The organism is Falsirhodobacter sp. alg1 (assembly GCF_000739715.2).
Lineage (GTDB): Bacteria > Pseudomonadota > Alphaproteobacteria > Rhodobacterales > Rhodobacteraceae > Falsirhodobacter.
Map to the genome: position 1 here is coordinate 165,665 of NZ_BBJC02000001.1, position 24,040 is coordinate 189,704.

The 24,040-nt window shown below is 61.1% G+C and carries 23 protein-coding genes and 1 pseudogene; 12 read left to right on the forward strand and 12 right to left on the reverse strand.

Annotated features, from left to right (window positions below; translation table 11 throughout):
- The first annotated feature begins 12 nt into the window (after positions 1–12).
- The 7 genes and pseudogenes from regB (at position 13) to addA (ending at position 11,289) form a co-directional block, all read left to right on the forward strand.
- Positions 13–1,389 (forward strand): sensor histidine kinase RegB, encoded by a 1,377-nt coding sequence (gene regB / locus TR36_RS00810; protein ID WP_052362491.1) that lies wholly within the window; start codon positions 13–15, stop codon positions 1,387–1,389.
- A 113-nt stretch (positions 1,390–1,502) separates the two neighbouring features.
- Positions 1,503–2,987: a PAS-domain containing protein gene (locus TR36_RS00815; protein ID WP_052362490.1), complete on the forward strand. Its 1,485-nt coding sequence runs from the start codon at positions 1,503–1,505 to the stop codon at positions 2,985–2,987.
- Positions 2,988–3,034: 47 nt separating this feature from the next.
- Positions 3,035–3,436: pseudogene (gene tsaE / locus TR36_RS16425) on the forward strand (tRNA (adenosine(37)-N6)-threonylcarbamoyltransferase complex ATPase subunit type 1 TsaE); the annotation flags it as partial.
- A 24-nt stretch (positions 3,437–3,460) separates the two neighbouring features.
- Positions 3,461–4,441 carry a phosphotransferase gene (locus tag TR36_RS00820; protein ID WP_067397901.1) on the forward strand — a complete coding sequence of 327 codons (981 nt, stop codon included), beginning with the start codon at positions 3,461–3,463 and terminating at the stop codon, positions 4,439–4,441.
- Positions 4,429–5,100 carry a nucleotidyltransferase family protein gene (locus tag TR36_RS00825; RefSeq protein WP_045388457.1) on the forward strand — a complete coding sequence of 224 codons (672 nt, stop codon included), beginning with the start codon at positions 4,429–4,431 and terminating at the stop codon, positions 5,098–5,100. The genes TR36_RS00820 and TR36_RS00825 overlap by 13 nt, the downstream gene beginning before the upstream one ends.
- Positions 5,093–7,993, forward strand: a complete 2,901-nt coding sequence (gene addB, locus TR36_RS00830; RefSeq protein ID WP_045388454.1) for a double-strand break repair protein AddB — start codon at positions 5,093–5,095, stop codon at positions 7,991–7,993. The genes TR36_RS00825 and addB overlap by 8 nt, the downstream gene beginning before the upstream one ends.
- Entirely contained in the window at positions 7,993–11,289 is a 3,297-nt protein-coding gene (gene addA, locus TR36_RS00835) for a double-strand break repair helicase AddA (protein ID WP_062762443.1), read from the forward strand. Before addB ends, addA begins: the two co-directional genes overlap by 1 nt.
- A 35-nt stretch (positions 11,290–11,324) precedes the next feature.
- Here addA and rfbA read toward each other — a convergent pair whose 3' ends face one another.
- Genes rfbA through rfbC form a run of 4 tightly spaced genes read right to left on the reverse strand, consistent with a single transcriptional unit; the run spans position 11,325 to position 14,642 of the window.
- On the reverse strand, positions 11,325–12,197 hold the full coding sequence (rfbA, locus tag TR36_RS00840; RefSeq protein WP_045388451.1) for a glucose-1-phosphate thymidylyltransferase RfbA: 873 nt from the start codon (positions 12,195–12,197) through the stop codon (positions 11,325–11,327).
- Complete coding sequence (gene rfbD, locus TR36_RS00845) at positions 12,194–13,042, reverse strand: dTDP-4-dehydrorhamnose reductase (protein ID WP_045388448.1); 849 nt, start codon at positions 13,040–13,042, stop codon at positions 12,194–12,196. Before rfbD ends, rfbA begins: the two co-directional genes overlap by 4 nt.
- Positions 13,039–14,079, reverse strand: a complete 1,041-nt coding sequence (gene rfbB, locus TR36_RS00850) for a dTDP-glucose 4,6-dehydratase (protein WP_045388445.1) — start codon at positions 14,077–14,079, stop codon at positions 13,039–13,041. The genes rfbD and rfbB overlap by 4 nt, the downstream gene beginning before the upstream one ends.
- Positions 14,076–14,642, reverse strand: coding sequence for a dTDP-4-dehydrorhamnose 3,5-epimerase (gene rfbC, locus TR36_RS00855; protein ID WP_045388901.1), 567 nt, complete (start codon positions 14,640–14,642; stop codon positions 14,076–14,078). The genes rfbB and rfbC overlap by 4 nt, the downstream gene beginning before the upstream one ends.
- Positions 14,643–14,769: 127 nt before the next feature.
- Between rfbC and trxA the strand changes: the two genes are divergently transcribed.
- The gene (gene trxA / locus TR36_RS00860) at positions 14,770–15,090 is read left to right on the forward strand and encodes a thioredoxin (protein ID WP_045388442.1); all 321 of its coding nucleotides are present in this window, start codon (positions 14,770–14,772) and stop codon (positions 15,088–15,090) included.
- A gap of 115 nt (positions 15,091–15,205) precedes the next feature.
- Positions 15,206–15,778: an ATP-dependent protease subunit HslV gene (hslV, locus tag TR36_RS00865; RefSeq protein ID WP_045388439.1), complete on the forward strand. Its 573-nt coding sequence runs from the start codon at positions 15,206–15,208 to the stop codon at positions 15,776–15,778.
- 4 nt (positions 15,779–15,782) lie between these two features.
- Here hslV and TR36_RS00870 read toward each other — a convergent pair whose 3' ends face one another.
- On the reverse strand, positions 15,783–16,265 hold the full coding sequence (locus tag TR36_RS00870) for a pyridoxamine 5'-phosphate oxidase family protein (RefSeq protein ID WP_045388436.1): 483 nt from the start codon (positions 16,263–16,265) through the stop codon (positions 15,783–15,785).
- A 77-nt stretch (positions 16,266–16,342) separates the two neighbouring features.
- On the opposite strand from TR36_RS00870, the gene hslU reads away from it, so the two are divergent.
- Entirely contained in the window at positions 16,343–17,641 is a 1,299-nt protein-coding gene (hslU, locus tag TR36_RS00875) for an ATP-dependent protease ATPase subunit HslU (protein ID WP_045388433.1), read from the forward strand.
- Between the two features lie 3 nt (positions 17,642–17,644).
- Here the strand turns inward: hslU and TR36_RS00880 are convergent, their stop codons facing one another.
- The 3 genes from TR36_RS00880 to TR36_RS00890 are packed head-to-tail and all read right to left on the reverse strand — an operon-like array spanning position 17,645 to position 19,849.
- Complete coding sequence (locus TR36_RS00880; protein WP_045388430.1) at positions 17,645–18,238, reverse strand: Smr/MutS family protein; 594 nt, start codon at positions 18,236–18,238, stop codon at positions 17,645–17,647.
- 1 nt (position 18,239) lies between these two features.
- Positions 18,240–19,130, reverse strand: a complete 891-nt coding sequence (locus TR36_RS00885; RefSeq protein ID WP_082714832.1) for an MltA domain-containing protein — start codon at positions 19,128–19,130, stop codon at positions 18,240–18,242.
- Between the two features lie 53 nt (positions 19,131–19,183).
- Positions 19,184–19,849, reverse strand: coding sequence for a Tim44/TimA family putative adaptor protein (locus tag TR36_RS00890; RefSeq protein ID WP_045388424.1), 666 nt, complete (start codon positions 19,847–19,849; stop codon positions 19,184–19,186).
- Between the two features lie 111 nt (positions 19,850–19,960).
- Between TR36_RS00890 and TR36_RS00895 the strand changes: the two genes are divergently transcribed.
- Both TR36_RS00895 and secB read left to right on the forward strand, forming a co-directional pair.
- The gene (locus tag TR36_RS00895) at positions 19,961–20,413 is read left to right on the forward strand and encodes an FxsA family protein (protein WP_045388421.1); all 453 of its coding nucleotides are present in this window, start codon (positions 19,961–19,963) and stop codon (positions 20,411–20,413) included.
- Between the two features lie 42 nt (positions 20,414–20,455).
- Complete coding sequence (gene secB / locus TR36_RS00900; RefSeq protein WP_045388418.1) at positions 20,456–20,956, forward strand: protein-export chaperone SecB; 501 nt, start codon at positions 20,456–20,458, stop codon at positions 20,954–20,956.
- 4 nt (positions 20,957–20,960) lie between these two features.
- On the opposite strand, the gene dnaQ is transcribed toward secB, so the two are convergent.
- From dnaQ to TR36_RS00920, 4 genes are read right to left on the reverse strand one after another with little or no spacing between them, the layout of a single operon-like run.
- Positions 20,961–21,647 (reverse strand): DNA polymerase III subunit epsilon, encoded by a 687-nt coding sequence (dnaQ, locus tag TR36_RS00905; RefSeq protein ID WP_045388415.1) that lies wholly within the window; start codon positions 21,645–21,647, stop codon positions 20,961–20,963.
- On the reverse strand, positions 21,640–22,215 hold the full coding sequence (gene coaE / locus TR36_RS00910; RefSeq protein ID WP_045388412.1) for a dephospho-CoA kinase: 576 nt from the start codon (positions 22,213–22,215) through the stop codon (positions 21,640–21,642). The genes dnaQ and coaE overlap by 8 nt, the downstream gene beginning before the upstream one ends.
- Positions 22,212–23,048, reverse strand: coding sequence for a shikimate dehydrogenase (locus tag TR36_RS00915; protein ID WP_045388409.1), 837 nt, complete (start codon positions 23,046–23,048; stop codon positions 22,212–22,214). Before TR36_RS00915 ends, coaE begins: the two co-directional genes overlap by 4 nt.
- Positions 23,045–23,638 carry a nucleoside triphosphate pyrophosphatase gene (locus TR36_RS00920; protein WP_045388406.1) on the reverse strand — a complete coding sequence of 198 codons (594 nt, stop codon included), beginning with the start codon at positions 23,636–23,638 and terminating at the stop codon, positions 23,045–23,047. Before TR36_RS00920 ends, TR36_RS00915 begins: the two co-directional genes overlap by 4 nt.
- Between the last annotated feature and the right edge of the window lie 402 nt (positions 23,639–24,040).

The following is a 24,040-nucleotide window of genomic DNA, read 5'->3' on the forward strand; positions in this document are numbered from 1 at the left end:
GCAAGGAATGCCATGGACACCACAGCAACACCGATGATGCGCCGTGGCGATTGGCTGCGGTTGCGGACGCTTATTATCCTGAGATGGATTTCCATTCTGGGGCAATTGGCAGCCATCAGCGTTTCCTATCGCTATCTCGACATCCATTTGCCGCTGATTCCCTGCTGTCTGGTGGTGGCGCTGGCAATTTGCGTGAACCTGTTCCTGACATGGTACATTCCCGGCCATCGCCATTTGACCGAAAACGAGGCACTCCGGACGCTGCTGTTCGATATGGTACAGCTTTCCCTTCTGGTGTTCCTGACCGGCGGGCTTTCCAATCCGTTCGTGCTGCTGATCCTTGCGCCGGTTTTCATCGCAGCCTCGGCGCTGAACCTCAGAACCACGATCATCCTTGCGCTATGCGCGACGGTTTGCGTATCCGCCGTCACACTCTGGCATCTGCCGATGGAACTTTCGGACGGCACCCTGCTGCAAACTCCGGCATTGTTCCGCTTCGGATTTTGGCTGTCTATCGTAATTGGCATCGTTTTCACGTCGGTTTACGCCCGCCGCGTTTCCACGGAAATCCGCACTACATCCAACGCCTTGCTGGCCACCCAGATGGCGCTGGCACGCGAACAGAAGTTGACCGATCTGGGCGGGGTCGTGGCCGCCGCGGCTCATGAACTGGGTACGCCCCTGGCCACGATCAAAATGGTCAGCGCCGAGCTGATGGAGGAACTGTCGGACCGCGCCGATCTGGCCGAGGACGCCGCCCTGATCCGGGAGCAGGCGCAACGCTGCGGCGATATTCTGCAATCCATGGGGCGCGCCGGCAAAGAAGACAGCCATATGCGCCAAGCCCCCCTGACCACCGTATTGCGCGAAGCCGCAGAACCGCATCTGTCGCGCGGAAAAACCGTGCATTTCACGTCCGAACCCGAATCCGGCAGCGACGCCCGTATCCCCATCATCCAACGCCGTCCTGAAATCATTCACGGCCTTCGCAATCTGGTGCAGAATGCCGTCGATTTTGCGGATGGAAATGTCTGGGTGGATGCCCGATGGAGCGACCGCGAAATCCATATCCGCATTGCCGATGACGGGGCAGGCTATACGCCGCAAATCATTGCACGGATCGGCGAGCCGTTTGTCCGGGCCCGCCGGTTACCACAGGATCTGATCCTGCGGCCCGATTACGAAGGCATGGGGTTGGGGCTGTTTATCGCAAAAACGCTATTGGAACGAACAGGCGCGCATCTGAAGTTCGGAAACGGATCGGATCCGTTTCTGGCACCCGAGGAACATCCCTTGCGAAGCGGTGCCGTGGTGGATCTGGTCTGGCCCATCGAAGCATTGGTAACAAACGATGGCCCATTGGAGGAAAACCGTCCCTTCGCCCTGTGATATTTTTAAACCGTCAGGCCGCCATGTTCGATTATTTTCATTAATTTAATTTTTTATTAACCACTCCACGAACATTCCATCTCTCAACAAGAAAAACAGTCCGGGGGTGGTGTATGGGTGTTGCGTGGGTCGACCTTGTGCGGATCGAGGCTATCGCGGCTTTGGCCTGTATTGCCGCCTTTATCGGCAGGGCTTTATTAACACGGCGCGCCAATGTGTCTGCCGTCGTTCCGAATGACGAAGTGGTATTTCTATTCGATGGCAACCAGCTTCTGGATGCCAGCGCCCCGGCAAGGCATCTGCTATCGGCGCTTTCCCCGCAAAAGGGAAATGAACGTGGCTGTCTTATTACATACCTCACCTCTCATTTCTCGGATGCGGGTGATCAGATTGCGGGGCTTGATCAATCCGGACGCGTGCAATTGCAGGGCAAAGGACTGGTTTGTCTTGCAGAAAAGCATGGCGGCATTACGCGCATCACGCTGGATGGTGATAATGGAACAGGCCATGACATCCTGACCCGCCGTGTGGAAATGGATGAGGTCATGAAATTGCGCCGACTGGTGCAATCCGTTCCTGTACCCGTCTGGCATGAGGGGCAGGACGGCGAAATAACCTGGGCCAATGCTGCCTATCTGGATCGGCTCGGGCAAAGCGCACCACGCTGGCCGGTCCCGCATCTGTTCCCCACGAATGGCGAAGCGGTCAATGCAGCTCCATCTGAAGCAAAACCCGACTGGTTTCACGTGGAACGTATTCCGGCGAATGACGGACAGCGCACGGGGTTCGCTCTTTCCGTCAACCGCGCGGTTCAGGCCGAGGCCGATCTGAAAGAGTTCCGCCAGACGCTGACCCGCACCTTTGCGGACCTTCCCATCGGGCTCGCGATCTTCGATCAACGACGCACTCTGCAAATCTTCAATCCTGCACTGCTGGATCTGACGGGCCTGCAGTCGGATTTTCTATCCGGCCGCCCGACATTGTTCGCCTTTCTGGATGCCATGCGGGCAAACAGCATGATCCCCGAGCCAAAGGACTATCGCAACTGGCGCAAGCAGATGATGGATCTGGAAAAGGCCGCCGCGAACGGCAGCTACAAGGAGACATGGAATCTTTCCGGGGGGCAAACCTATCGTGTCATGGGGCGCCCGCATCCGAATGGCGCACTGGCCCTCATGTTCGAGGATATCTCCAGCGAAATTACCCGTACACGCAGCTATCGTGCCGATCTGGAGCTGGGTCAGGCGGTTCTGGATGGCATGTCGGAGGCGGTGGCCGTCTTTTCACCCTCCGGTCATCTGCTGATCTCCAACACACCCTATGAAGCCCTGTGGCGGGATGAAATCGGTACGACCCTGCGGGAAGAAACAGCCACGACCCTTTGTGCCAGATGGCGCGATGCCACGGTTCCGACCGAATTATGGACATATATAGAGGATTTCATCACGTCTTTCGGCCCAAGGGCCGGCGGGACGGGCAGGGCGCAACTGCATGATGGCCGCTGGCTGGAATGCCGCTATTCGCTCGTGGCGGGCGGGGCGGCTATGGTGGTCTTCACACCTCATGCCTATGTTGAACGGCAAATGCTCCGCGCCTGATTGCATCACCGCTTGCGCCCAGCGCGCAGGGCCGTCATTTTCGCGGCATGACCCAACATCGCCTTCTTCTTCCGCTCGCCTCTGACAGCGACACCACCCGCCTCGGCGAGGATCTGGCCCATGTTCTGCGCAGGGGCGAGACTGTGTTGCTGACAGGCGGAATAGGGGCCGGAAAGACCCATCTGTCCCGCGCCCTGATACATGCCCGAACGGGCGAAGTGGACATTCCATCCCCCACATTCACACTGGTTCAGACCTATGCCGGCGATCCGGATATCTGGCATGCCGATCTTTACAGGCTGTCGCATCCCGATGACGCGATCGAACTCGGCCTCCATGATGCGATGGAGGATGCCATCACGCTGATCGAATGGCCGGACCGGCTGGGTGATCTGGCCCCTGCGAATGCCTTGCGTATCACGTTGGAGGTCGAGGGGAACGGGCGTCTTGCCACACTGAACGGCCCGCCCGATCTGCTGGCGCGGCTTCGCCTGCAACAGGCCCAGGGGGTTCTGGGCGGATGGGAGGGGGCTATCGACACCCCGCTGGCAGGAGATGCCTCTGCCCGCAGCTATCGACGACTGGCCTTGGGGGACCGGCGCGCCGTTCTGATGGATTCCCCACCGCGCAGCGGGGATGATCCGGCAGACTTCGTGGCGATCGGCAATCATCTGGCCGCGCTTGGTCTTTCCCCCCCGCGCGTTCATGCCGCCGACATTCCGCGTGGCTTTCTGTTGTTGGAGGATCTGGGCGATGATCTGTTTGCCCGTCTGCTGGCACATACCCCGTCGGCAGAGGCGGAGCTTTATACGGCAGCAACCGATGTCCTGCAGCATCTGCACGCAAGCCCCGCCCCGTCCGGCCTTGCGGATTTGTCCGCCCAGGAATGGGCACATGCGATCACCCCCGCGTTTGAATGGTACCGCCATTGCGCCACCGGCAACGCGGGAAACCCGGCAGCCACGGTTGCAGCCCTCGCGACTGCGCTGGACAGCCATGCGAATGGCCCTCGCGTTCTTATCCTGCGCGATTATCATGCCGAAAATCTGCTGTGGCTCCCTGAACGCAAGGGGGTTGCCCGTGTGGGGCTGCTGGATTTCCAGCTGGGTCAGATGGGACAGCCCGGCTATGACCTCGTCTCCCTTCTGCAGGACGCGCGGCGCGATGTGGCCCCTGAAACAGAACAGGCGATGATTGCGCGTTTCGACCCGTCAGCGGCCTTTGCTGCGGCCTATGCCGTGCTGGGGGCCCAGCGCAATTTGCGCATCCTCGGAATTTTTGCGCGCCTGGCCGTGGCTGCGGGCAAACCCGCCTATCTGCACCTGATCCCCCGTGTCTGGGGGCACCTGCAACGCAATCTGGCGCACCCCGTGCTTGCGGATGTGGCCACCACGCTGGATCTTCCCGCGCCCACACCCGACGTTCTGGACAGGATTGCCCGATGCCGCCCCTGATGCTGTTTGCCGCCGGTAAAGGAACACGCATGGGAGCGCTGACCGCCAATCTGCCCAAGCCGATGGTCCGGGTTGCGGGTCGCCCGCTGGTGGATCATGCGCTGGATCAGGTTCGGGATGCAGGCATTACCCGTATCGTAGCCAATACGCATTACTGCCCCGCCCCCCTGCAGAACCATCTGCCGTCCGACATCATCCTTTCCCATGAAGAGGCACTGCTGGAAACGGGGGGCGGCCTGCGCGCGGCCCTGCCGCTACTGGGCACAGGGCCGGTCATGACGCTGAACACCGACGCCGTCTGGACAGGAGAAAACCCCCTGACCCAGCTTCTGGCGGCCTGGGACCCGGACCGTATGGATGCCCTGCTGCTTCTGCTGCCCGCGTCCGGGGCCACGGGCCATAGCGGTACAGGGGATTTCGTGATGGAGGGCACCACGCTGCGCCGCGCCAACGGGCAGCCCGGTTCCGTCTATCTGGGGGCGCAGATTCTGAAACCCGATGGCCTGAGGGATATTCCCGATACTGCATTCAGCCTGAATCTGTTGTGGGACCGTATGATCCCCCAAGGTAGGATGCATGGCGTGATACACCGGGGGGGCTGGTGCGACGTGGGCCGCCCCGAAAGCATTCCTTTGGCCGAGGACTTGTTGAATGGCTGAGGTTGCGATTGTTCCCCTCGGCGTCGACTTTCCCGAGGCGCTGGTCGAAGGGCTTTGCACCCGCATGGCCGGCCAACCACCCGAAGCGATGGCCCGTGTCCGCCTGTTCCTGAATACCGCGCGGATGCGGCGGCGGGTGATGGACCTGCTGATCGCCCGCGGCGCAGGTTTTCTGCCACGTATCGCCCTGCTTGGTGATCTGGGCAATCTGGTCCCGGATCTGCCCGCACCGGTTCCTCCGCTGCGCCGCCGGCTGGAGCTGGCACAGCTGATCACGGCCCTGCTGAAGGTGCAGCCCGATCTTGCCCCCCGTGCCGCCGTCCATGATCTGGCGGACAGCCTTGCAAAACTGATGGGCGAAATGCAGCAGGAGGCTGTTTCCCCCGAGGCGCTGTCGCTACTGGATGTTTCGGGCCATTCCGCCCATTGGGCCCGAACGCAGGCTTTTCTGGGGATTGTCGCCCCCTTGTTCGCAGCAGCAGACAGGCCCGATCCCGAACGCCGGATGCGCCTGGCTGCGGAAACATTGGCAGACCTGTGGCAAAGGGTTCCCCCTGACGGACCGGTAATCGTGGCAGGTTCCACCGGATCACGGGGCACAACGGCCCTGTTCATGCGGGCCGTGGCGCGGCTACCGCAGGGCACCCTTGTCTTGCCGGGGTTCGATACGGACCTGCCGGCCGCGGTATGGGACGGTCTGGATGACGCCATGACCGCCGAGGATCACCCCCAGTACCGGTTTCACCGCCTGATGCGCGATCTGGACCTGACAGCGGATATGCTGTCCCCATGGACCGGTGCCGCACCGGTGGCAGCAGATCGCAACCGGCTCATATCCCTTTCCCTTCGGCCGGCCCCCGTAACGGACCAATGGCTGGAAGAGGGGCGATACCTTCCGGACCTGATCCCCGCCACTGAAGGGTTGACCCTGATCGAGGCACCGCGCCCGCGGGCCGAGGCGCTGGCCATCGCCCTGATCCTGCGGCGGGCCGCGGAACAGGGCCGGAAGGCCGCGCTGATTTCCCCGGACAGGAAACTTACCCGGCAGGTTACGGCGGCATTGGACCGCTGGGGCATCCTGCCGGATGATTCCGCTGGTGCGCCCTTGCATCATTCGGCACCCGGACGGTTGATGCGCCATGTGGCGCGGCTGATCGGCCAGCGGCTGACACCCGAGATGCTGCTGACGCTGCTGAAACATCCGCTGACCGCCACGGGGGCCGACCGCGGCAACCATCTGCGCTGGACCCGTGATCTGGAATTGCACCTGCGCCGCTACGGTCCGCCGTTCCCCACGGCGGATGATCTGGCCCTGTGGGCGGGGACGCGCCCGGCCGACGGCGTGGCTGATTGGGCCGCATGGATCGGCAAAACCCTGACCCCGATTGCCCAGGCACAGGATGCGCCGCTGATCGACCATCTGGATCGTCACATCGCCATGACAGAGGCGCTTGCTGCCGGACCGAACGGAAGCGGAACGGGTGCTCTGTGGGACACAGCGGCCGGAATACAGGCGGAAAGTACCATTGCCGACCTGCGCGCCGAGGCCGAACACGGGGGAATCATGTCCCCCGCCGATTACGCCGACCTGCTGGATAAACTGCTTTCACAGGCAGAAGTACGCGAGCCGACGCAATCGCACCCTTGCGTCATGATATGGGGAACACTGGAAGCACGGGTGCAGGGTGCCGATCTGGTCATTCTTGGCGGATTGAATGATGGCATCTGGCCGGGGCTGCCATCGCCGGATCCGTGGCTCAACCGTCAGATGCGGCTGGATGCGGGCCTGTTGTTGCCCGAACGCGAAATCGGTCTTTCCGCCCATGATTACCAGCAGGCGGTTGCCGCCCCCCAGGTTATCCTGACCCGCGCGGTGCGTGATGCCGAGGCGGAAACCGTCCCGTCCCGCTGGCTGAACAGGTTGCAGAACCTGATGGCCGGCCTGCCGGACAAGGGCGGGCCGGAGGCCTTGGCCGCGATGCGCAAGCGCGGTTCGGAATGGCTGGATCTGGCAGAGCGGCTGGACATGCCGCTTGCCCCGGTCCCCGCCGCGCGCCGGCCCGCACCCCGCCCGCCTGTCAATGTGCGGCCCGTGAAGCTGGCAGTGACAGGCATCAAAACGTTGATCCGCGATCCCTATGCGATCTATGCCAAGAACATCCTTCGCCTTTATCCGCTGTCGCCCCTGCGGCAGGAACCGGATGCACGGCTGCGGGGGTCTGTGCTGCATGCCATTCTGGAGGGATTTGTGCGCGAAGACGGTGATCCTGATACCGCCCGCGCCCGCTTGGCCGCCATCGCCGCCCGTGTTCTGGCCGAGGAGGTCCCCTGGCCCGCAGCCCGCGCCCTGTGGACGGCACGGATGGATCGCGCGGCCGAGGTGTTTCTGGCACTGGAGGCGGAATCCGAGGGTACCCCGGTCCTTCTGGAAGATACCGGCGGTGTCGATCTGACGCCTCTGCCGTTCCGCCTGACCGCACGCCCGGACCGGATCGACAGATTGCCCGATGGCCGCCTGCGCATTCTGGATTACAAGACCGGCACACCGCCTACGAAAAAGCAGCAGGCGGCCTATGACAAACAGCTGCTGCTGGAGGCAGCCATGGCGGAGCGGGGCGGGTTCTTCGAACTCGGCCCGTCAGAGGTGGCACGGATCAGCTACATCGGGCTTGGCACCACCCCCAAGATAGAGACGACCGAAATCACCGAGGATCTGCTGGGCCAGGTCTGGGAACAGCTGCACAGCCTGATTGCAAAATACGGTGAGCAGGGGCAGGGGTATGTGTCCCGCAGGGCGGTTTTCGAAGACCGCTTTCCGGGCGATTACGATCACCTTGCCCGCTATGGCGAATGGGAAATGCAGGACCCCTCGCATCCGGAGGACGTAGGATGATGCCCCAGGCAATGGATGATGCGACACTGCGACAGGTCACCGCGGCAAGACCCGATGCTTCTACCTGGCTGTCGGCCAATGCCGGATCGGGCAAAACCCGCGTGCTGACCGATCGGGTTGCCCGCCTGCTGCTGGACGGCGTGGCCCCCCAGCGCATTCTGTGCCTGACCTACACCAAGGCTGCCGCAACCGAGATGCAGAACCGCCTGTTCCGCCGGCTGGGGGAATGGGCCATGCTGGAAGATACGCCCCTGCTGGCCGCATTGGTCACCCTGGGGGTGCCGGAACCCGACCCTGACACGTTGGCCCGCGCCCGCCGCCTGTTTGCCCGCGCCATCGAAACACCGGGCGGTCTGCGCATCCAGACAATCCACTCGTTCTGTGCCTCGCTTCTGCGCCGGTTCCCCCTGGAGGCCGGGGTATCGCCGCAATTCACCGAAATGGATGACCGCGCCGCCACCCTGATGCGTGCAGACATCGTCGAGGAAATGGCGGACCGGCTGGCACCCGAAGCGGTGGCTGCCCTTGCCCGCGCCTATACGGGCGAGGATTTCGGAACATTGGCCGCCCAGGTCGCGGGCAAGCGGGATGGCTTCAACCCGCCCTTGACCGCCGCCGAAATCCGCGCCTCCCTCGGATTGGCACCGGACGATGATACGGCATCCTTGCTGGCCGGTGTTTTTCTGGGCGGAGAGGCCGAATGGTTGGCCGAGGTCGCCACCGCGATGGATGCAGGCTCGGTGACCGACCAGAAGAATGCCGCTGCCCTGCGGATCGCCGCACCGGATATGGCCGCACTGGCCGCCCTAGAAGGCGTGATGCTGACAGGAAAATCCGCCGCCGAACCCTTCACCGCCAAGCTGACCAGTTTCCCTACCAAGAAAACCCGCGCGGCGCTCGGGGATCTGACACCTCGCCTGGATGATCTGATGCGCCGTGTGGAAACGGCACGGTCCACCCGCATCGCATTGGCAGCGGCGGCACGGTCACAGGCCCTGCATGATTTCGCCCGCGTGTTCCTGCCTGAATACGAGCGGCGAAAGGCAATGCGCGGCTGGCTGGATTTCGACGATCTGATCCGTCGCACCGTGGCCCTGCTGACCGATCCGTCGGTGGCGCAATGGGTGCTGTTCCGGCTGGATGGCGGCATAGACCATATTCTGGTGGATGAGGCGCAGGATACCAGCCCCGAGCAATGGCGCGTGATCGAACTGCTGGCACAAGAGTTCGCTGCGGGGGAAGGGGCCCGTGATCTTCAACGGACCATCTTTGTGGTCGGTGACAAGAAGCAGTCGATCTATTCGTTCCAAGGGGCCGATGTGGCCGCCTTTGACAGGATGAAGGCGCATTTCGCCACGCGGCTGGCCGAGGCAGAGCAGGGGCTGCAGGATCTGCAGCTGGAACATTCGTTCCGTTCGTCGGCCACGGTGCTGTCGCTGGTCGACCATACCTTTGCCGATGTACCGCCCGAAGCCCTGGGTGGTCCGATGCGCCACATCGCCTTTCGCGATATGCCGGGCAGAGTAGATCTATGGCCCGTGACCGAGCCCAGCGCCACCCCGGATGATGATGACTGGTCCCAGCCCGTGGACCTGATTTCGGACGAACATCATCATGCCCGTCTGGCCGCGAATATTGCCGACCAGATTGCTGGTATGATCCGGCAGGGCGTACAGATTCCCGATGGATCCGGCACGCGGGCCATGCACGCCGGGGATGTGCTGGTTCTGGTACGGGGCCGGGGCGGCATTTTCGGCCCGCTGATCCGCGCCTGCAAAGCAGCCGGACTGCCGATTGCGGGTGCGGACCGGCTGAAACTGGGCGCCGAGCTGGCCGTGAAAGACCTGACGGCCCTGCTGTCGTTTCTTGCCACGCCCGAGGATGATCTGTCACTGGCCGCGGCCCTTCGCTCCCCCCTGTTCGGCTGGTCCGAGGATGCGCTCTATCGTCTGGCACAACCCCGCAAGGGCTATCTCTGGGCCGCACTCAGGGGAATGGATGTTCCTGCGGTTGCGATCCTGCAGGATTTGCGGAACCACGCCGATTTCCTGCGCCCCTATGATCTGATCGAGCGCGTCCTGACACGCCATGACGGGCGACGTGCATTGCTGGCACGTCTGGGTGCCGAGGTGGAGGATGGGATCGATGAACTGCTGTCGCAGGCCCTGGCCTATGAACGCACGGACGTTCCCAGCCTGACCGGTTTTCTGACGTGGTTGACCACTGACGAGGTGGAGGTGAAGCGCCGCATGGACAGTGCCGGACGGATGATCCGCGTCATGACCGTTCACGGCTCGAAAGGGCTGGAAGCCCCTATCGTGATCCTGCCCGATATTGCCGACCACAAGGCGCGGGATCGGGATGAATTGGTGTCCATGGAGGATGGTACAACGCTCTGGCGGCCCCCTGCGGCAGAGGCACCGGATTCCGTGGCCACTGCGCTTGCCGCGCGCAAGGCCGCGGCCGAAGCGGAATCGCTCCGGCTGCTGTATGTGGCCTTGACCCGCGCCCAGTGCTGGCTGATCGCCGCTGCCGCGGGGGATGTGAAACAGGAAGGCAACTGGTACAACCGCATCCGGCGCGGGCTGGAAGCGGCAGGCGCGATGCCATGGCAGGGCGGATTGCGGCTGGAGGGGGGCATCTGGCCCGACCCGTCGCCGGAGACCGCGAAAAGCGTCATCCAACCCGCCCTCTTGCCTGAATGGGTGCGTCAGGGATTGGAGATTCCGGCACATCCGCTTCCCGCCATTTCGCCCTCCGGTATGGGCGGGGCAAAGGCATTGGCGGGGGAAGGTCTGGACGAAGCCGCGGCCAAGCTGCGCGGAACGCAGCTGCATCTGCTGCTGGAGCATCTGCCCCTGTCGGCTGATCGTGCGGCCACTGCTGCGCGCCTGCTGCCGGATGCGGATATCCCCCCCCTTCTGGCCGAAGCAGAGGCTGTCATTGCTGCCCATCCTGCCCTGTTCGTGTCAGATGCGCTGGCCGAGGTTGCTGTTACAGCAGACCTGTATGGTACACCGCTTTATGGTATTCTGGATCGAGTGGTCATCAATGAGGACCATGTTCTGGCGGTTGATTTCAAATCAAATGCCGTAGTTCCCCCATCGGCCGATCGCGTTCCCGAAGGGCTGTTGCGCCAGATGGGGGCCTATGCCCACGCCCTGGCACAGATCTGGCCGCAAAAGCGGATTGAGACGGCAATCCTGTGGACACGTACCGGCGTTCTGATGCCCCTGCCTGCAAAGCTGACCTCGGCAGCCCTGAAACGCGGCCTGACCGACACAGAAAAGGCATAGGAGGCCGGCACGACGATGCCGGCCTCCTGAATCATTCATCCCAGAAGGGCGCGCAGGGCCTTGCCGTAGTTGGTTTTCTTGAACAGGTTGATCCGCTCTCCCAGCTGCGCGGCATCGATCCAGCCGGCGGCAAAGGCGATTTCATCCGGGCTACCGGATTGCAGGCCCTGCCGTTCCTCAAGTGTCCGCACGAAATTGCCTGCATCCAGAAGGCTCGCATGGGTGCCGGTATCAAGCCACGCATAGCCGCGGCCCATCTGCTGCACGCGCAAAGCATCCTCGGCCAGATACAGCTCCAGCAGCGAGGTGATCTCCAGCTCTCCACGATCCGAGGGTTGGACCTGACGGGCACGTTTAGGGGCATCACCGTCAAGGAAGTAAAGGCCGGTCACGGCATAGTTCGAGGGCGGCACCTCGGGCTTTTCAATAATGGTCTGAACACGACCGTCCGCGTCAAAGGCCACCACACCGTAGCGTTCGGGGTCGGACACGTGATAACCGAAGACGGTCCCGCCCGAAGGCTGCGCATCGGCTGCCTGCAGCAGATCCGGCAGACCGTGGCCAAAGAAGATGTTGTCCCCCAGCACCATCGCAGAGGGGGCACCGTCCAGAAACTCCTCGGCAATCAGATAGGCCTGGGCCAGACCATCGGGCGAAGGCTGTACCAGCCACGTGATGGAGATGCCCCACTGGCTGCCATCCCCCAGCAGGCGCTGGAACTGGTCGGCATCCTGCGGTGTGGTAATGATCGCGATTTCGCGGATACCCGTCAGCATCAGAACCGAGATCGGATAATAGATCATCGGCTTGTCATAGACCGGCAGCAACTGCTTCGAGATGCCCATGGTAATCGGATAAAGGCGCGTGCCCGATCCGCCTGCGAGAATGATGCCTTTGCGGTCGGTCATTTTGCCTCCTCCAATTCCTTCAACACATCGTTCAGACCCTTGCGCCAATCGGGTCGCGTCAAACCGAATACGGCCAGGTCGCTGCAATCCATCCGGCTGTTGGCGGGTCGTGCGGCAGGGGTGGGATAGTCCGAAGAGGGAATATCCGTTACCGCAGTTTCCATGCCCGCTGCAGCAAAGATCGCCCGTGCGAAATCGGCCCAGGAAACATCAGGCCCGCCTGACAGATGGTAGATACCGCTTTTGTCAGGATCGGCCGTCAGGGCCTTGGCCATGGCGACACAGGTGGCCGCAATATCGGCAGCTGCGGTAGGGCCACCGATCTGGTCGGCCACCACCGTCAGGCTGTCGCGGGTTGCCCCGACACGCAGCATGGTTTTCACAAAGTTCGCCCCATGCGCCGAAAACACCCATGAGGTGCGCAGGATCGCATAGGGTCCGCCAGCAGCGATCACACCCTTTTCACCGGCCAGCTTCGACCGGCCATAGGCCCCTATGGGACCGGTGGCATCTGTGGGCGTCCATGGTGCGGTGCCTGTGCCATCGAACACGTAGTCCGTTGAAATCTGCACAAAGGGGATTCCCTTTGCTGCAGCGGCGCGGGCCATTGCGGCGGGGGCATCACCATTGATGAGGGTGGCTGCCGGTTCTTCCGCCTCGGCCTTGTCCACGGCCGTCCAGGCGGCGGCGTTGATAACCGCCGTCGCATCATGGGCCATGATCGCCGCGGCGCACCCCTCGGGGTCAGACAGGTCCGCCTGTTCGCGCGAGAGAAAGATGGCGTCGGGCAACAAGCGCTGCAATTCGCGCGCCACCTGACCGGTCTGCCCGAAAACGAGGATCATGCCTTTACCCCGAGCCGCTGGCCAACACCCGAACGGTCCTGCAGCGGGCGCCACCATGCCTCGTTGTCCAGATACCACTGGACCGTTTTTTCCAGCCCTTGTTCCAGCGTGACCGAGGGGCGCCAACCCAGTTCGGTCCGGATACGTTCGGGATCGATGGCATACCGCATATCATGCCCCGGACGGTCGGTGACAAAGGTGATCTGGTCGGCATAGGCCGCGTTCTTTGGACGCTTTTCATCAAGGATCGTGCAGATTGTCCGCACCAGATCGATATTCCTGGCCTCGTTCTCGCCGCCGATATTATAGCTGCGCCCCAATTCGCCCTTCTGCAGAACCGTCAGCAGGGCATCCGCGTGATCTTCCACATAAAGCCAGTCGCGGATATTCTCACCCTTGCCGTAAACGGGAATAGGCTCTCCGGCCAGGGCCTTCAGGATGACCACGGGAACCAGCTTTTCCGGAAAATGGTAGGGGCCGTAGTTGTTGGAGCAGTTGGTCATCACGATCGGCAGGCCGTAGGTTTCGGCCCATGCCCGCACCAGATGGTCCGATCCGGCCTTTGATGCCGAATAGGGAGAATTCGGAGCGTAGGGCGTTTCCTCGGTGAACTGGCCGGTTTCCCCCAAGGTGCCGAATACCTCATCGGTGGAGATATGGTGGAAGCGGAATGCGGCAGGCTTTCCCTGCGCCTGCCAGAAGGCACGTGCGGCCTCTAGCATGTTGAAGGTGCCGATCACATTCGTCTGGATGAAATCACCCGGGCTGTCGATCGACCGGTCCACATGCGATTCCGCCGCCAGATGCATGACCGCATCCGGTTTATGTTCGGCAAATATCCGGTCCAATGCCGCGCGATCCCGGATATCGGCCTTTTCAAACGCGTAATTCGGGGACTTTGCAGCCTCGGCCACGTTTTCCAGACAGGCGGCATAGGTCAGCGCATCAAGGTTCACCACCGCATGCCCGTCGCGGATGGCCTGCCGCACAACCGCAGACCCGATGAAACCGGCACCGCCGGTGATAAGAAGCTTCATGTCCGCTCCGTCGTGAAGGGGGATTTAAAATCGGCCAGCGCCGGGGCTGCCGCATCTTTTTCCGAAAGGACAGGCGTTACCCCTGCAGGCATGGGCCAGTCGATGCCCACACTGTCCCAACGTACGGCACCATCACATTCCGGCGCGTAATGATCCGTACATTTGTAACAGATTTCGGTGTCATCGGTCAGCGTGGCAAAGCCGTGCAGGAATCCTGCCGGAATCCACAGCTGTTTGCCATTTTCAAAGGACAACTCCGCCCCGAACCACTGACCGTAGGTCGGGCTGTCGGTCCGGATATCGACGGCGACATCATAAAGCGCCCCGCGCCCGCAGCGGACCAGTTTACCCTGTGCATGCGGGGGAGACTGGAAATGCAGCCCGCGCACCGTGCCTGCCTTGGCGGACATGGAGTGATTGTCCTGCACGAATTCCGGCAGAACCACGCCGGCCGTTTCCAGCGTCTTGCGGTTCCAGCTTTCCGAAAAGAACCCGCGCGGGTCACCGAACCGGCGCGGTGTCAGTACCAGAACACCATCGAGTTGCGTTTTTTCGATCTGCATAGTTTCCATCCGCGCATCATTCGGGCGCGAAGGTAGCGGTGTGGCAGGGTATTGTCACGTATGTGCAGCGTCTTGACGCCCAAGCCGCGGCTTCCTACGTCTGATACAACCTTACAGGAGTTTTGACATGGCCACTGTTGCCGTTACCGATGCCACATTCGATGCCGAAGTCCGAGAGTCGGACATTCCGGTCGTTGTCGATTTCTGGGCTGAATGGTGTGGCCCGTGCCGCCAGATCGGCCCCGCACTGGAAGAGCTTGCTGGCGAATATGCGGGCAAAGTGAAGATTGTCAAGGTGAACGTGGACCAGAACCCCGTCAGCCCGGCACAGTTGGGTGTTCGGGGCATTCCTGCCTTGTTCATGTTCAAAGGCGGCGAGGTCGTGTCGAACAAGACAGGTGCTGCACCCAAGGCCGCATTGGCCAACTGGATCAAAAGCGCGATCTGATGGAACGGGCGCCTCCGGGCGCCCTTTTCATTTGGCGATCGGCATTGCTTCTCCCCCTCGGGGTTGAGCGGGGCAATCCTTGACGCCATATACCCCCGAAAGAAAAGGAGCTTCCATGTCGGACAACGACCATTCTTCCGCGTTTCCCGGTTGGCACGGCACAACAATCATCGGTGTTCGCCGCGGTGATGAGGTTGTGATTGCCGGTGATGGCCAGGTCAGCCTTGGCCCGACCGTCATCAAGGGGACCGCACGCAAGGTACGCCGCCTGTCACCGGGCGGACGGGATGTCGTCGCGGGCTTTGCGGGATCAACTGCCGACGCCTTCACCCTGCTGGAACGGCTGGAGCGGAAGCTTGAGGCGATGCCCGGACAATTAGCCCGTGCCAGCGTGGAGCTGGCCAAGGACTGGCGCATGGACAAATATCTGCGCAATCTGGAAGCAATGTTGATTGTGACCGACGGGACCGAGCTTCTGGTTATCACAGGTGCCGGTGATGTTCTGGAACCGGAACATGATATTGCCGCCATCGGTTCGGGCGGTAACTTTGCCTTGGCCGCAGCACGTGGCCTGATGCAGACAGATATGCCCGCCGAGGATATCGCACGGCGGGCAATGGCAATTGCATCGGATATCTGCGTTTACACCAACGGCAACCTTACGGTGGAACGTGTTGGCCGCAGCTGAGCCGTCACAACTGGACGGAAGCCTTGCTGTCTTGGGCATCGGCCTTGGGGTCGGACAGGCCCAAGGCAGTCTTGACGCCGGCCACAACGCTGGAACTGTCTTCCCAGATCTCGGCATGTTCGGGGTCAAAACGCAGAAGGGCGATCTTGGGGTCGTCCTTGCCGTCGAACCATGCAGCGATATGGCTGTTCCAAAGGCGATTAATGACGGCAGGATCGGCCGAGACAGTGACATGTCCGTGGACGCAGGCCCAGAGGTCGTGCCCCTTGGACACGTAATGGGCAAAGGCCGCGCTGCCGGTATGCGCCCGGACGACCATATCGTTATCCTTGGTCGTGAAGACGTAGAACGGGCCGCGATCACCGTCAGCGATGAATGTCATCGGGCGGGCGTGGCCATGTTCGGCGTTCGACAGGCCGAGAAACACCGTCGCATGGTCGTCCAAGGCGTTGAAAAGTTTCTGTTCGAGTTCTGCCGGTGTAGGCATGACATATCCTCCATTTATTTCCCCACCAACGAAACCGCTGCGCCGAATGTTCCCGCGCGCCGTGTGAAGGAGTTACGATGACCGATCTGACCCCCCGCGATATTGTCCGCGAACTGGACCGTTTCATCATCGGGCAGGCGGATGCAAAACGTGCAGTCGCCGTTGCCCTGCGCAACCGCTGGCGTCGAAAGCTGCTGGCCGATGATCTGCGTGACGAGGTATATCCCAAGAACATCCTGATGATCGGACCGACCGGCGTCGGAAAAACCGAAATCAGCCGTCGTCTGGCCCGCCTGGCCCGCGCGCCGTTCCTGAAGGTAGAGGCGACAAAATTCACCGAAGTGGGCTATGTCGGTCGCGACGTCGAAAGCATCATCCGCGATCTGGTGGATGCCGCGATGATCGAGACACGCGAATGGATGCGTGAAGAGGTCAAACCCAGGGCCGCCAAGGCAGCCGAAGATCGCGTGATCGAGGCCATCGCCGGCAAGGATGCCCGTGAACAGACCCGCGAAATGTTCCGCCAGCGGCTCAAGGCCGGGGAACTGGATAGCCATATGATCGAGCTGGATATCCGGGATACGTCCAACCCGCTGGGGAATATGGATCTGCCGAATGCGCAGCCCGGTATGATGCAGCTGGGCGATATTTTCGGCAAGGCGATGGGCCAGCGGACCACCCGCAAAAAGATCGCGGTGGCCGAGAGCCATGAGCTGTTGATGAGCGAGGAAGCCGACAAGCTTCTGGACGACGAGGCTGTGAAGGCCGCCGCGCTGGAGGCCGTGCAGCAGAACGGCATCGTCTTTATCGACGAGATCGACAAGGTCTGCGCCCGCACTGACAGCCGCAGCGGCGATGTTTCACGTGAAGGCGTGCAGCGCGATCTGCTGCCGTTGATCGAAGGGACGACGGTGTCCACCAAACATGGTGCAGTGAAGACAGACCATATCCTGTTCATCGCCTCGGGCGCGTTCCATGTGGCCAAACCGTCGGACCTGCTGCCGGAACTGCAGGGGCGCCTGCCCATCCGGGTAGAGCTTCAGGCCCTGACCGAGGGTGATTTCACCCGCATCCTGACCGAACCGGACAATGCCCTGACCCGTCAGTATTCCGCGCTGATGGCGACCGAGAATGTGACCGTGACCTTTGCCGAAGACGGTATTGCGGCCCTTGCCCGTATCGCGGCCCAGGTGAACGCCACGGTGGAAAACATCGGCGCGCGGCGGCTGTACACGGTGATCGAGCGTGTGTTCGAGGAACTGTCCTTTGATGCCCCCGAACAGCAGGGGGCCGAAATCACCATAGACGCCCCGTATGTAGAGGCCCATCTGGGTGAGATGGCCCGCGAAACGGACGTCTCGCGTTATATGCTGTAACGATCAGCGGCGGCGCAGATAGACATAATAAGCGCCGCCGCCTCCATGCTTCAGATGCGCCTCGGCCACTTGCTGCACCAATACCCCCAAGGGGGGCAGACGCAGCCATTGAGGCACCTGATGGCGCAGAACCCCCGTACGGGTGGGGATAGGCCCACCATCGTCACGCATCTTTCCCTTACCTGTAATCACCAGAACCAGTCGCATCCCCTGACGATGCGCATCCAGAATGAAGTGCATCAGTTCCGGATGCGCTTCGGCCAACGTCATGCCGTGCAGATCGATCCGTGCCTCGGGGGCCAAACGCCCGCGTGACATGCGCGCAAACTGCCGCGCGTCCATTTTCAGGGGATATGCCGCAATCTGTTCGCGCAGGGTCGGGCTGACATCATGCGGACGGGCGGGTGTGCTTCTCGCCCCCACTCGGAACGGTGCGACAGGCGGCTGGGGGGCAACCGCCACTGATGGAGTGTCGGGTTTGGTCGGAGGGGGCACAGGGGCAGCCGTACGCTGCGCAGGATGCATGGCCTGGGCCGTACGCGCAACAGCAGCCCAAAGCTCTTCCTCTTCGGGGCGGAGGGTACGACGGCGCGCCATATCAATCCTCCCGCGGGATCAGAACGAACATCTGGCCACGCGCCCGCATATGGCCGGCCGCAATCCCGACAGCATCGCCACTGCCCATGAACATATCTGCCCGGCCAGCCCCCTTTATCGCGCTGCCGGTATCCTGTGCGACAAACAAGTGATCCACGCCTTCGGCCTGAACAAATACAGGTGCCCCAAGCTGCACGATCCGAGGATCCACAGCAAGGGATTGCATTGCCGTCAGCGGTACGCCCATTGTCCCTATGGGACCGGCATCATCCGGCAGGTCCAAAACGCGGAAAAACACGAAAGACGGATTATGGTTCATCAAGTTCTGCCCGTCCTGGGGATGGGCGCGAATCCAGTCCTTGATCGCAGGGGCCGAGGCCTGCTCCACCGTCATGATACCCCGCTGGACCATTTCCCGCCCGATAGAGCGGTATTCCGAGCCGTTCTTGCCTGCATAGCCCAAGCGTACGGATCGGCCGTCCGGCAGGCGCAATCGACCCGACCCCTGAACTTGCAGAAAGAATGCCTCGGCCGGATCCTCCAGCCACGCAATCTCCAACCCACGTCCGGCAAGGGCAGCGGGCATATCGGCGCGGGGAATTGCAGGCGCGCCCTCGGGTGGCAGGGCATAGACAGGCGATGAAAACCGGTCGGTCCTGTTCAGCGACGCATGCAGTTCCGGCTCGTAATAGCCGGTGAACAACGTCGGCGCAGGCAACGGGTGCGGTTGGAACGTCGTCTCGAAAAATGTGCGCGGGTCGGGGGCATGAGAGGCTTCGGCGCAGGCGTGCTGCCAAGACGCACCCTCGATCCGGTCACAGCTGTTGCGAAATACGGCAAGGGCCGCTGCATGATCCGCAACAGCCCATCCATCAATATCTGAAAACTCCATCGCCTGCACAGGCGCGGCCAGAACCGCCCCCAGTGCAAACGCCAGAAGGGCCCTCACTCTCCGGTTGCGACAAGACGCCAGTTCGGATCTGCCGCTCCCATCGCCCGCTGGAACGTCCAGAAATCGCGTTGACGCTTCACTTCGGTCTCGCTCCCCTCGACCAGCACACCATTCGCGTCTTTGACGATGGAGGTCAGCTCGGCCATGAAGCGGACGGTGATCTCGGCAATCTGGCTGCCCTGCATGAAGGTAGCATCATTCACCGCCAACTCGCGGATCCCGATAATTTTGGATTGAACCACCAGCCCCTGTTCACGGCGGGCCGCGATGGCCCCCTCAAAGGCCTCGAGCACCTCGGGCGCGATAAAGCCGCGGACGGGCTCCATATCTCCCTTGTCGAAAGCATCAAGCACCATCTCGTAGGCACTGCGTGCGCCCGACAGGAACTCGTTGACCGAAAAGGACGGCTCCGCCTTTTTCATCGCCGCCAATGCCTTGGCACTATCGGACCCTTCGGGCACATGGTCGGCAATTTCGAGGTTATGGGCATCTTCATCATTGACGACAGGTTGCCGTCCCTGAACATCAGGAATCGCCTCCGGACGGACCGGCGGCTTTTCGAAACCTTCGCGCGTGCCAAGAACGGACCGCAGCTTCAGGATCAGAAAGACCGCGACGGCCGCAAGAACTAGAAGCTGGATCATCATGGCAGAGCTCATTCAAAAACCTCGGGATCGGCGGTTGGGGTTTGGTAATTGCCCCGCTACTCTTATGTAGGGATCGAATACCGCCGAGTCCACCGCCGCCCGACCTAAGAAAGGAATGCCCGCATGTGGCTTATTGCCCTACTGATCGCATTGCCGTTGATAGAGATTTCCCTGTTTGTGACCGTGGGGGCCGCAATTGGCCTTGGTCCGACGCTGCTGGTCATCCTGGCCGGGGCCGTGGGCGGCATGGCCTTGATCCGTGCGCAGGGCGGACCAAACCAGATGCGCGCGATGCAGAATGATCCGTTATCGCCGCTTGCCCATAAGGCGATGCTGGTCATCGCGGGCATTCTGCTGATCCTGCCCGGATTTCTGACCGATACCCTTGGGCTGATCCTGCTGATTCCCCCCGTTCGGCGCATCATGATTGCGCGCGTCGCCTCCCGTTTCAGAGTGGTCACCCCCAACAGCACGGCGCCTTCGGCGACCACGATCGATGGGGAGTACGAGGACCTGAGCGATACCGGTAATCCCAAACCGACCCATCGCCCGCCTTCGGCATGGACCCGACACTGATCTATTTGCTAGAACACCTGCAGAGTTTTTGAGGAGAGACGCATGACCGAAACCAATGGCACAAATCCGCCAACACCGCCGCAAGTCAGAATGCAGGCGCTGGCCCAATACACACGCGATATGTCGTTCGAGAACATGGTCGCGCAAAAGGGACTTGGTGGTGCGGATGTACAGCCGGATGTGCAGGTTCAGGTCAGCCTTGATGCCCGCAAACGCAGCACCGAGAACCAGTACGAAGTCATCACGAAATTCAAGGTGACGTCGAAAAACAAGAACAACGGCGATACGCTGTTCCTGCTGGAACTGGATTACGGCGGATTGTTTCACGTGGAAAACGTGGCAGAAGAGCAGTTGCACCCGTTCCTGCTGATCGAATGCCCGCGTCTGTTGTTCCCCTTCGTGCGTCGCATCATCTCCGATGTAACGCGTGACGGTGGTTTCCCCCCGCTGAACATCGATAACGTCGATTTCCTGGCGCTCTACCGTATGGAACTGCAGCGCCGCGCCCAAGCCACTGCCGAGGCACCCACGACGGTATCCTGATCCGTCAACGTTTGTTCCAGATCGCTGCCGCGCCCAGCTTTTCGACAAAGGCTGCGTGTGCGGCGGCTTCGGCCTCGGTGATCCGCGGCGCAAGGGATGTGGGGCGTGGACGAGGACGCCATACCTCCATATCCGAACTGACCGGGCCTTGGGTATTCTGTGCGAGTACCAGATCCGGCTGACGCCCCCCGATCAGCTCCAGATAGACTTCGGCCAGGATTTCACTATCCAGCAATGCGCCGTGCAGTGTACGGGACGAGTTGTCGATGCCGAACCTGCGACAAAGGGCATCCAGAGACGCCGGAGAGCCCGGAAACCGCTTTCGCGCGATTGCCAGCGTATCAAGCGCCTGCGCCATCGGTATCTCGGGCAGACCCATCTGCTTCAATTCATAATTCAGGAATTTCATGTCGAAGCTGGCGTTATGAATAACCAGCCTGGCATCTCCGACAAACGTCAGAAAATCCTGCCCCACCGCCGCAAATACGGGTTTGTCCCGTAGAAAGTCCTCGGACAACCCATGAACATCGAATGCCTCTTTGGGCATATTCCGTTCAGGATTGATATATTGATGATAGGTACGCCCAGTCGGCATATGGTTCAGCAGCTCCACACCGCCGATTTCAACGATACGATCACCGGTAAAGGGATCAAGACCGGTGGTTTCGGTATCAAGCACGATTTCACGCATGGCTGCTCCGTAGATAGGCGATGAGAGCGTGTACTTGGGCGCGGGTGGCATCCATGTCCAGCGTTTCAATGATATGGGTCGCCCGCGAGCGTTTTTCAGCATCCGGCATCTGGCGTGACAGAATGGCAGCAAAGCTGCGCTCGGTCATGCCCGGGCGTGCCAGCACCCGCCTGCGTTGCAGGGCAGCGGGGGCCGTGACCAGAAGCGTGGCATCCATGGCCGTATCGATGCCGTTTTCGAACAGTAAAGGCACATCGTAGACAGCAATATCCGCAGCTGGATCGAAAGCATCACGATCTGCGGCGACCAGCGGGTGGACAATCTGTTCGATCCGGGTCAGCGCCTCCGGTTCGCGCAGGATCAGATCACGCAAAACAGCCCGATCGACATGGTCCGTTACGCTGTCCGGAAAGGCTGCGGCCATGGGAGCGACAGCAGCCCCGCCCGCAGCATATAGTCGGTGCACAGCCGCATCGGCATCCCAGACAGGTATCCCCACCGCCGCAAACATCGCAGCGGTGGTTGATTTACCCATTCCGACAGAGCCGGTCAGGCCGAGGCGGATCATCCGCCCAGCACGAATGCCCGTGTTTCGGCATCGACCTCGGGACGTTGACCGAACCAGCTTTCGAACGCCGGCGCCGCCTGATGAAGCAACATGCCCAGGCCATCGACAGTACGGCAGCCGATCTTGCGGGCTTCGCGCAACAAGGTCGTTTCCAGCGGTGCATAGACGACATCGGTCACAACGGCAGAAGGCTCCAGCCCATCCAGGGGAACCCGGAATTCAGGCTCACCCACCATGCCCAGCGAGGATGTGTTGACCACGGTGGCCGCATCTTCCAGCATGTTTGCCGCCTGCAGCCAGTCATAGACGACCACGCGCGGTCCGAAATCATTGGCCAGCACCTCGGCACGTTCGCGCGTGCGGTTGCTGATACGGATTTCCGGAACGCCGGCGCCCAGAAGGGCCGAAACCACAGCGCGTGCCGCACCGCCGGCACCGATCAGGGCTGCCGGACCGGATGTCGCCTCCCAATCAGGTGCGCCCTGCTGCAGGCTGGCCAGAAAACCGATGCCATCGGTATTGTCCGCATGAATCTTGCCATCCGGCGTCAGAACCAGTGCATTTGCCGCACCGATCTGCGACGCGCGTTCGGTCACGACGTCCGCCATGTCCAGAATGACTTCCTTATGCGGAATGGTCACATTGGCGCCGACGAATCCGGCCAGATGCAATGTCCGTACAACCTTTTCCAGATCACGTTCCTCTATATGCAAAGGAACGTAATGTCCGGCCAGACCGTAGCGCTGCAACCAGTAGTTATGCAGACGCGGCGAACGGCTGTGTCCGACCGGATTGCCGATAACACCGGCAAGTGGAATTCTACTCAGGCTCATGTCTCGATTATTCCCCGTTGTCCCATCCACGCCAAGAGCGGCAGCATGGGCATCCCCATAATAGTAAAATGATCGCCTCTGATATCGATGAAGAGGCGCACTCCCTCCTCCTCCACCTTATAGCCACCAACCGAATGCCGGATACTGTTCCAGTTCCGATCGACGTAACCCCGCAGCCAACTATCCGAGAATGATCCCATTGTCAGCCGTGCTTCGGAAATATGTCGCCATACAGGTTGTGCATATTCATATACAACTACGGCAGAGATGAGTTTGTGGGTTTTGCCGCGCAGAATCGACAATTGCGCCACAGCATCTTCGGGCGATTCGGGCTTTGAAAGCAAAGTGCCTTCGCATTCGAGGACCTGATCGCTGCCGATGACAAGTGAATCCGGGTTCTTTTCAGCAATTTTTCGGGCCTTCATTTCCGCCAGAGCATCGGCAATGTCGCGGGGGCGGGCCGACTCAGCCAGCAGCGAGGCCTTTACGGCAGCTTCATCGATCCGGGCGGGAATCGCCTCGGCGGGTATTGCGGCAGCCGAAAACATGGCCCGGCGACTGTCTGAGATTGTGGCAAGAATAAGGCGCATTTGACGTGGAGGACTCTGTGGAGGAATCGGGGTCGAATTGGGCGAATAGCCAGTTGGGAAAATTTCCTCTTTCCGGAGGGATGGATTTTCAGGAAACAAAAGTCAACGGCCAGCCGCAGTTATCCACCTGTGGATTGTGGAAAATGCTGCGTGTGGAAATCCAAGTTACGCACCGGTCGCCAATAAGTTTTCCGGCAACTTATCCACAAGATGAAAACCTTGAGATATGCCAATAATGCATAGCTGAAAACGGGATTTTGGGATGAGCGAGGATTCTGCTCCCCAGGAATGTCCACAAGCGGAACAGGGCAGGGAAAAGCCGTGGGAATCTTTATGGATTCACTTATCCATAGGGCCTACATCATCTTCATTCTTTCTTTTAAAGAGTCTTATTAAGAATAA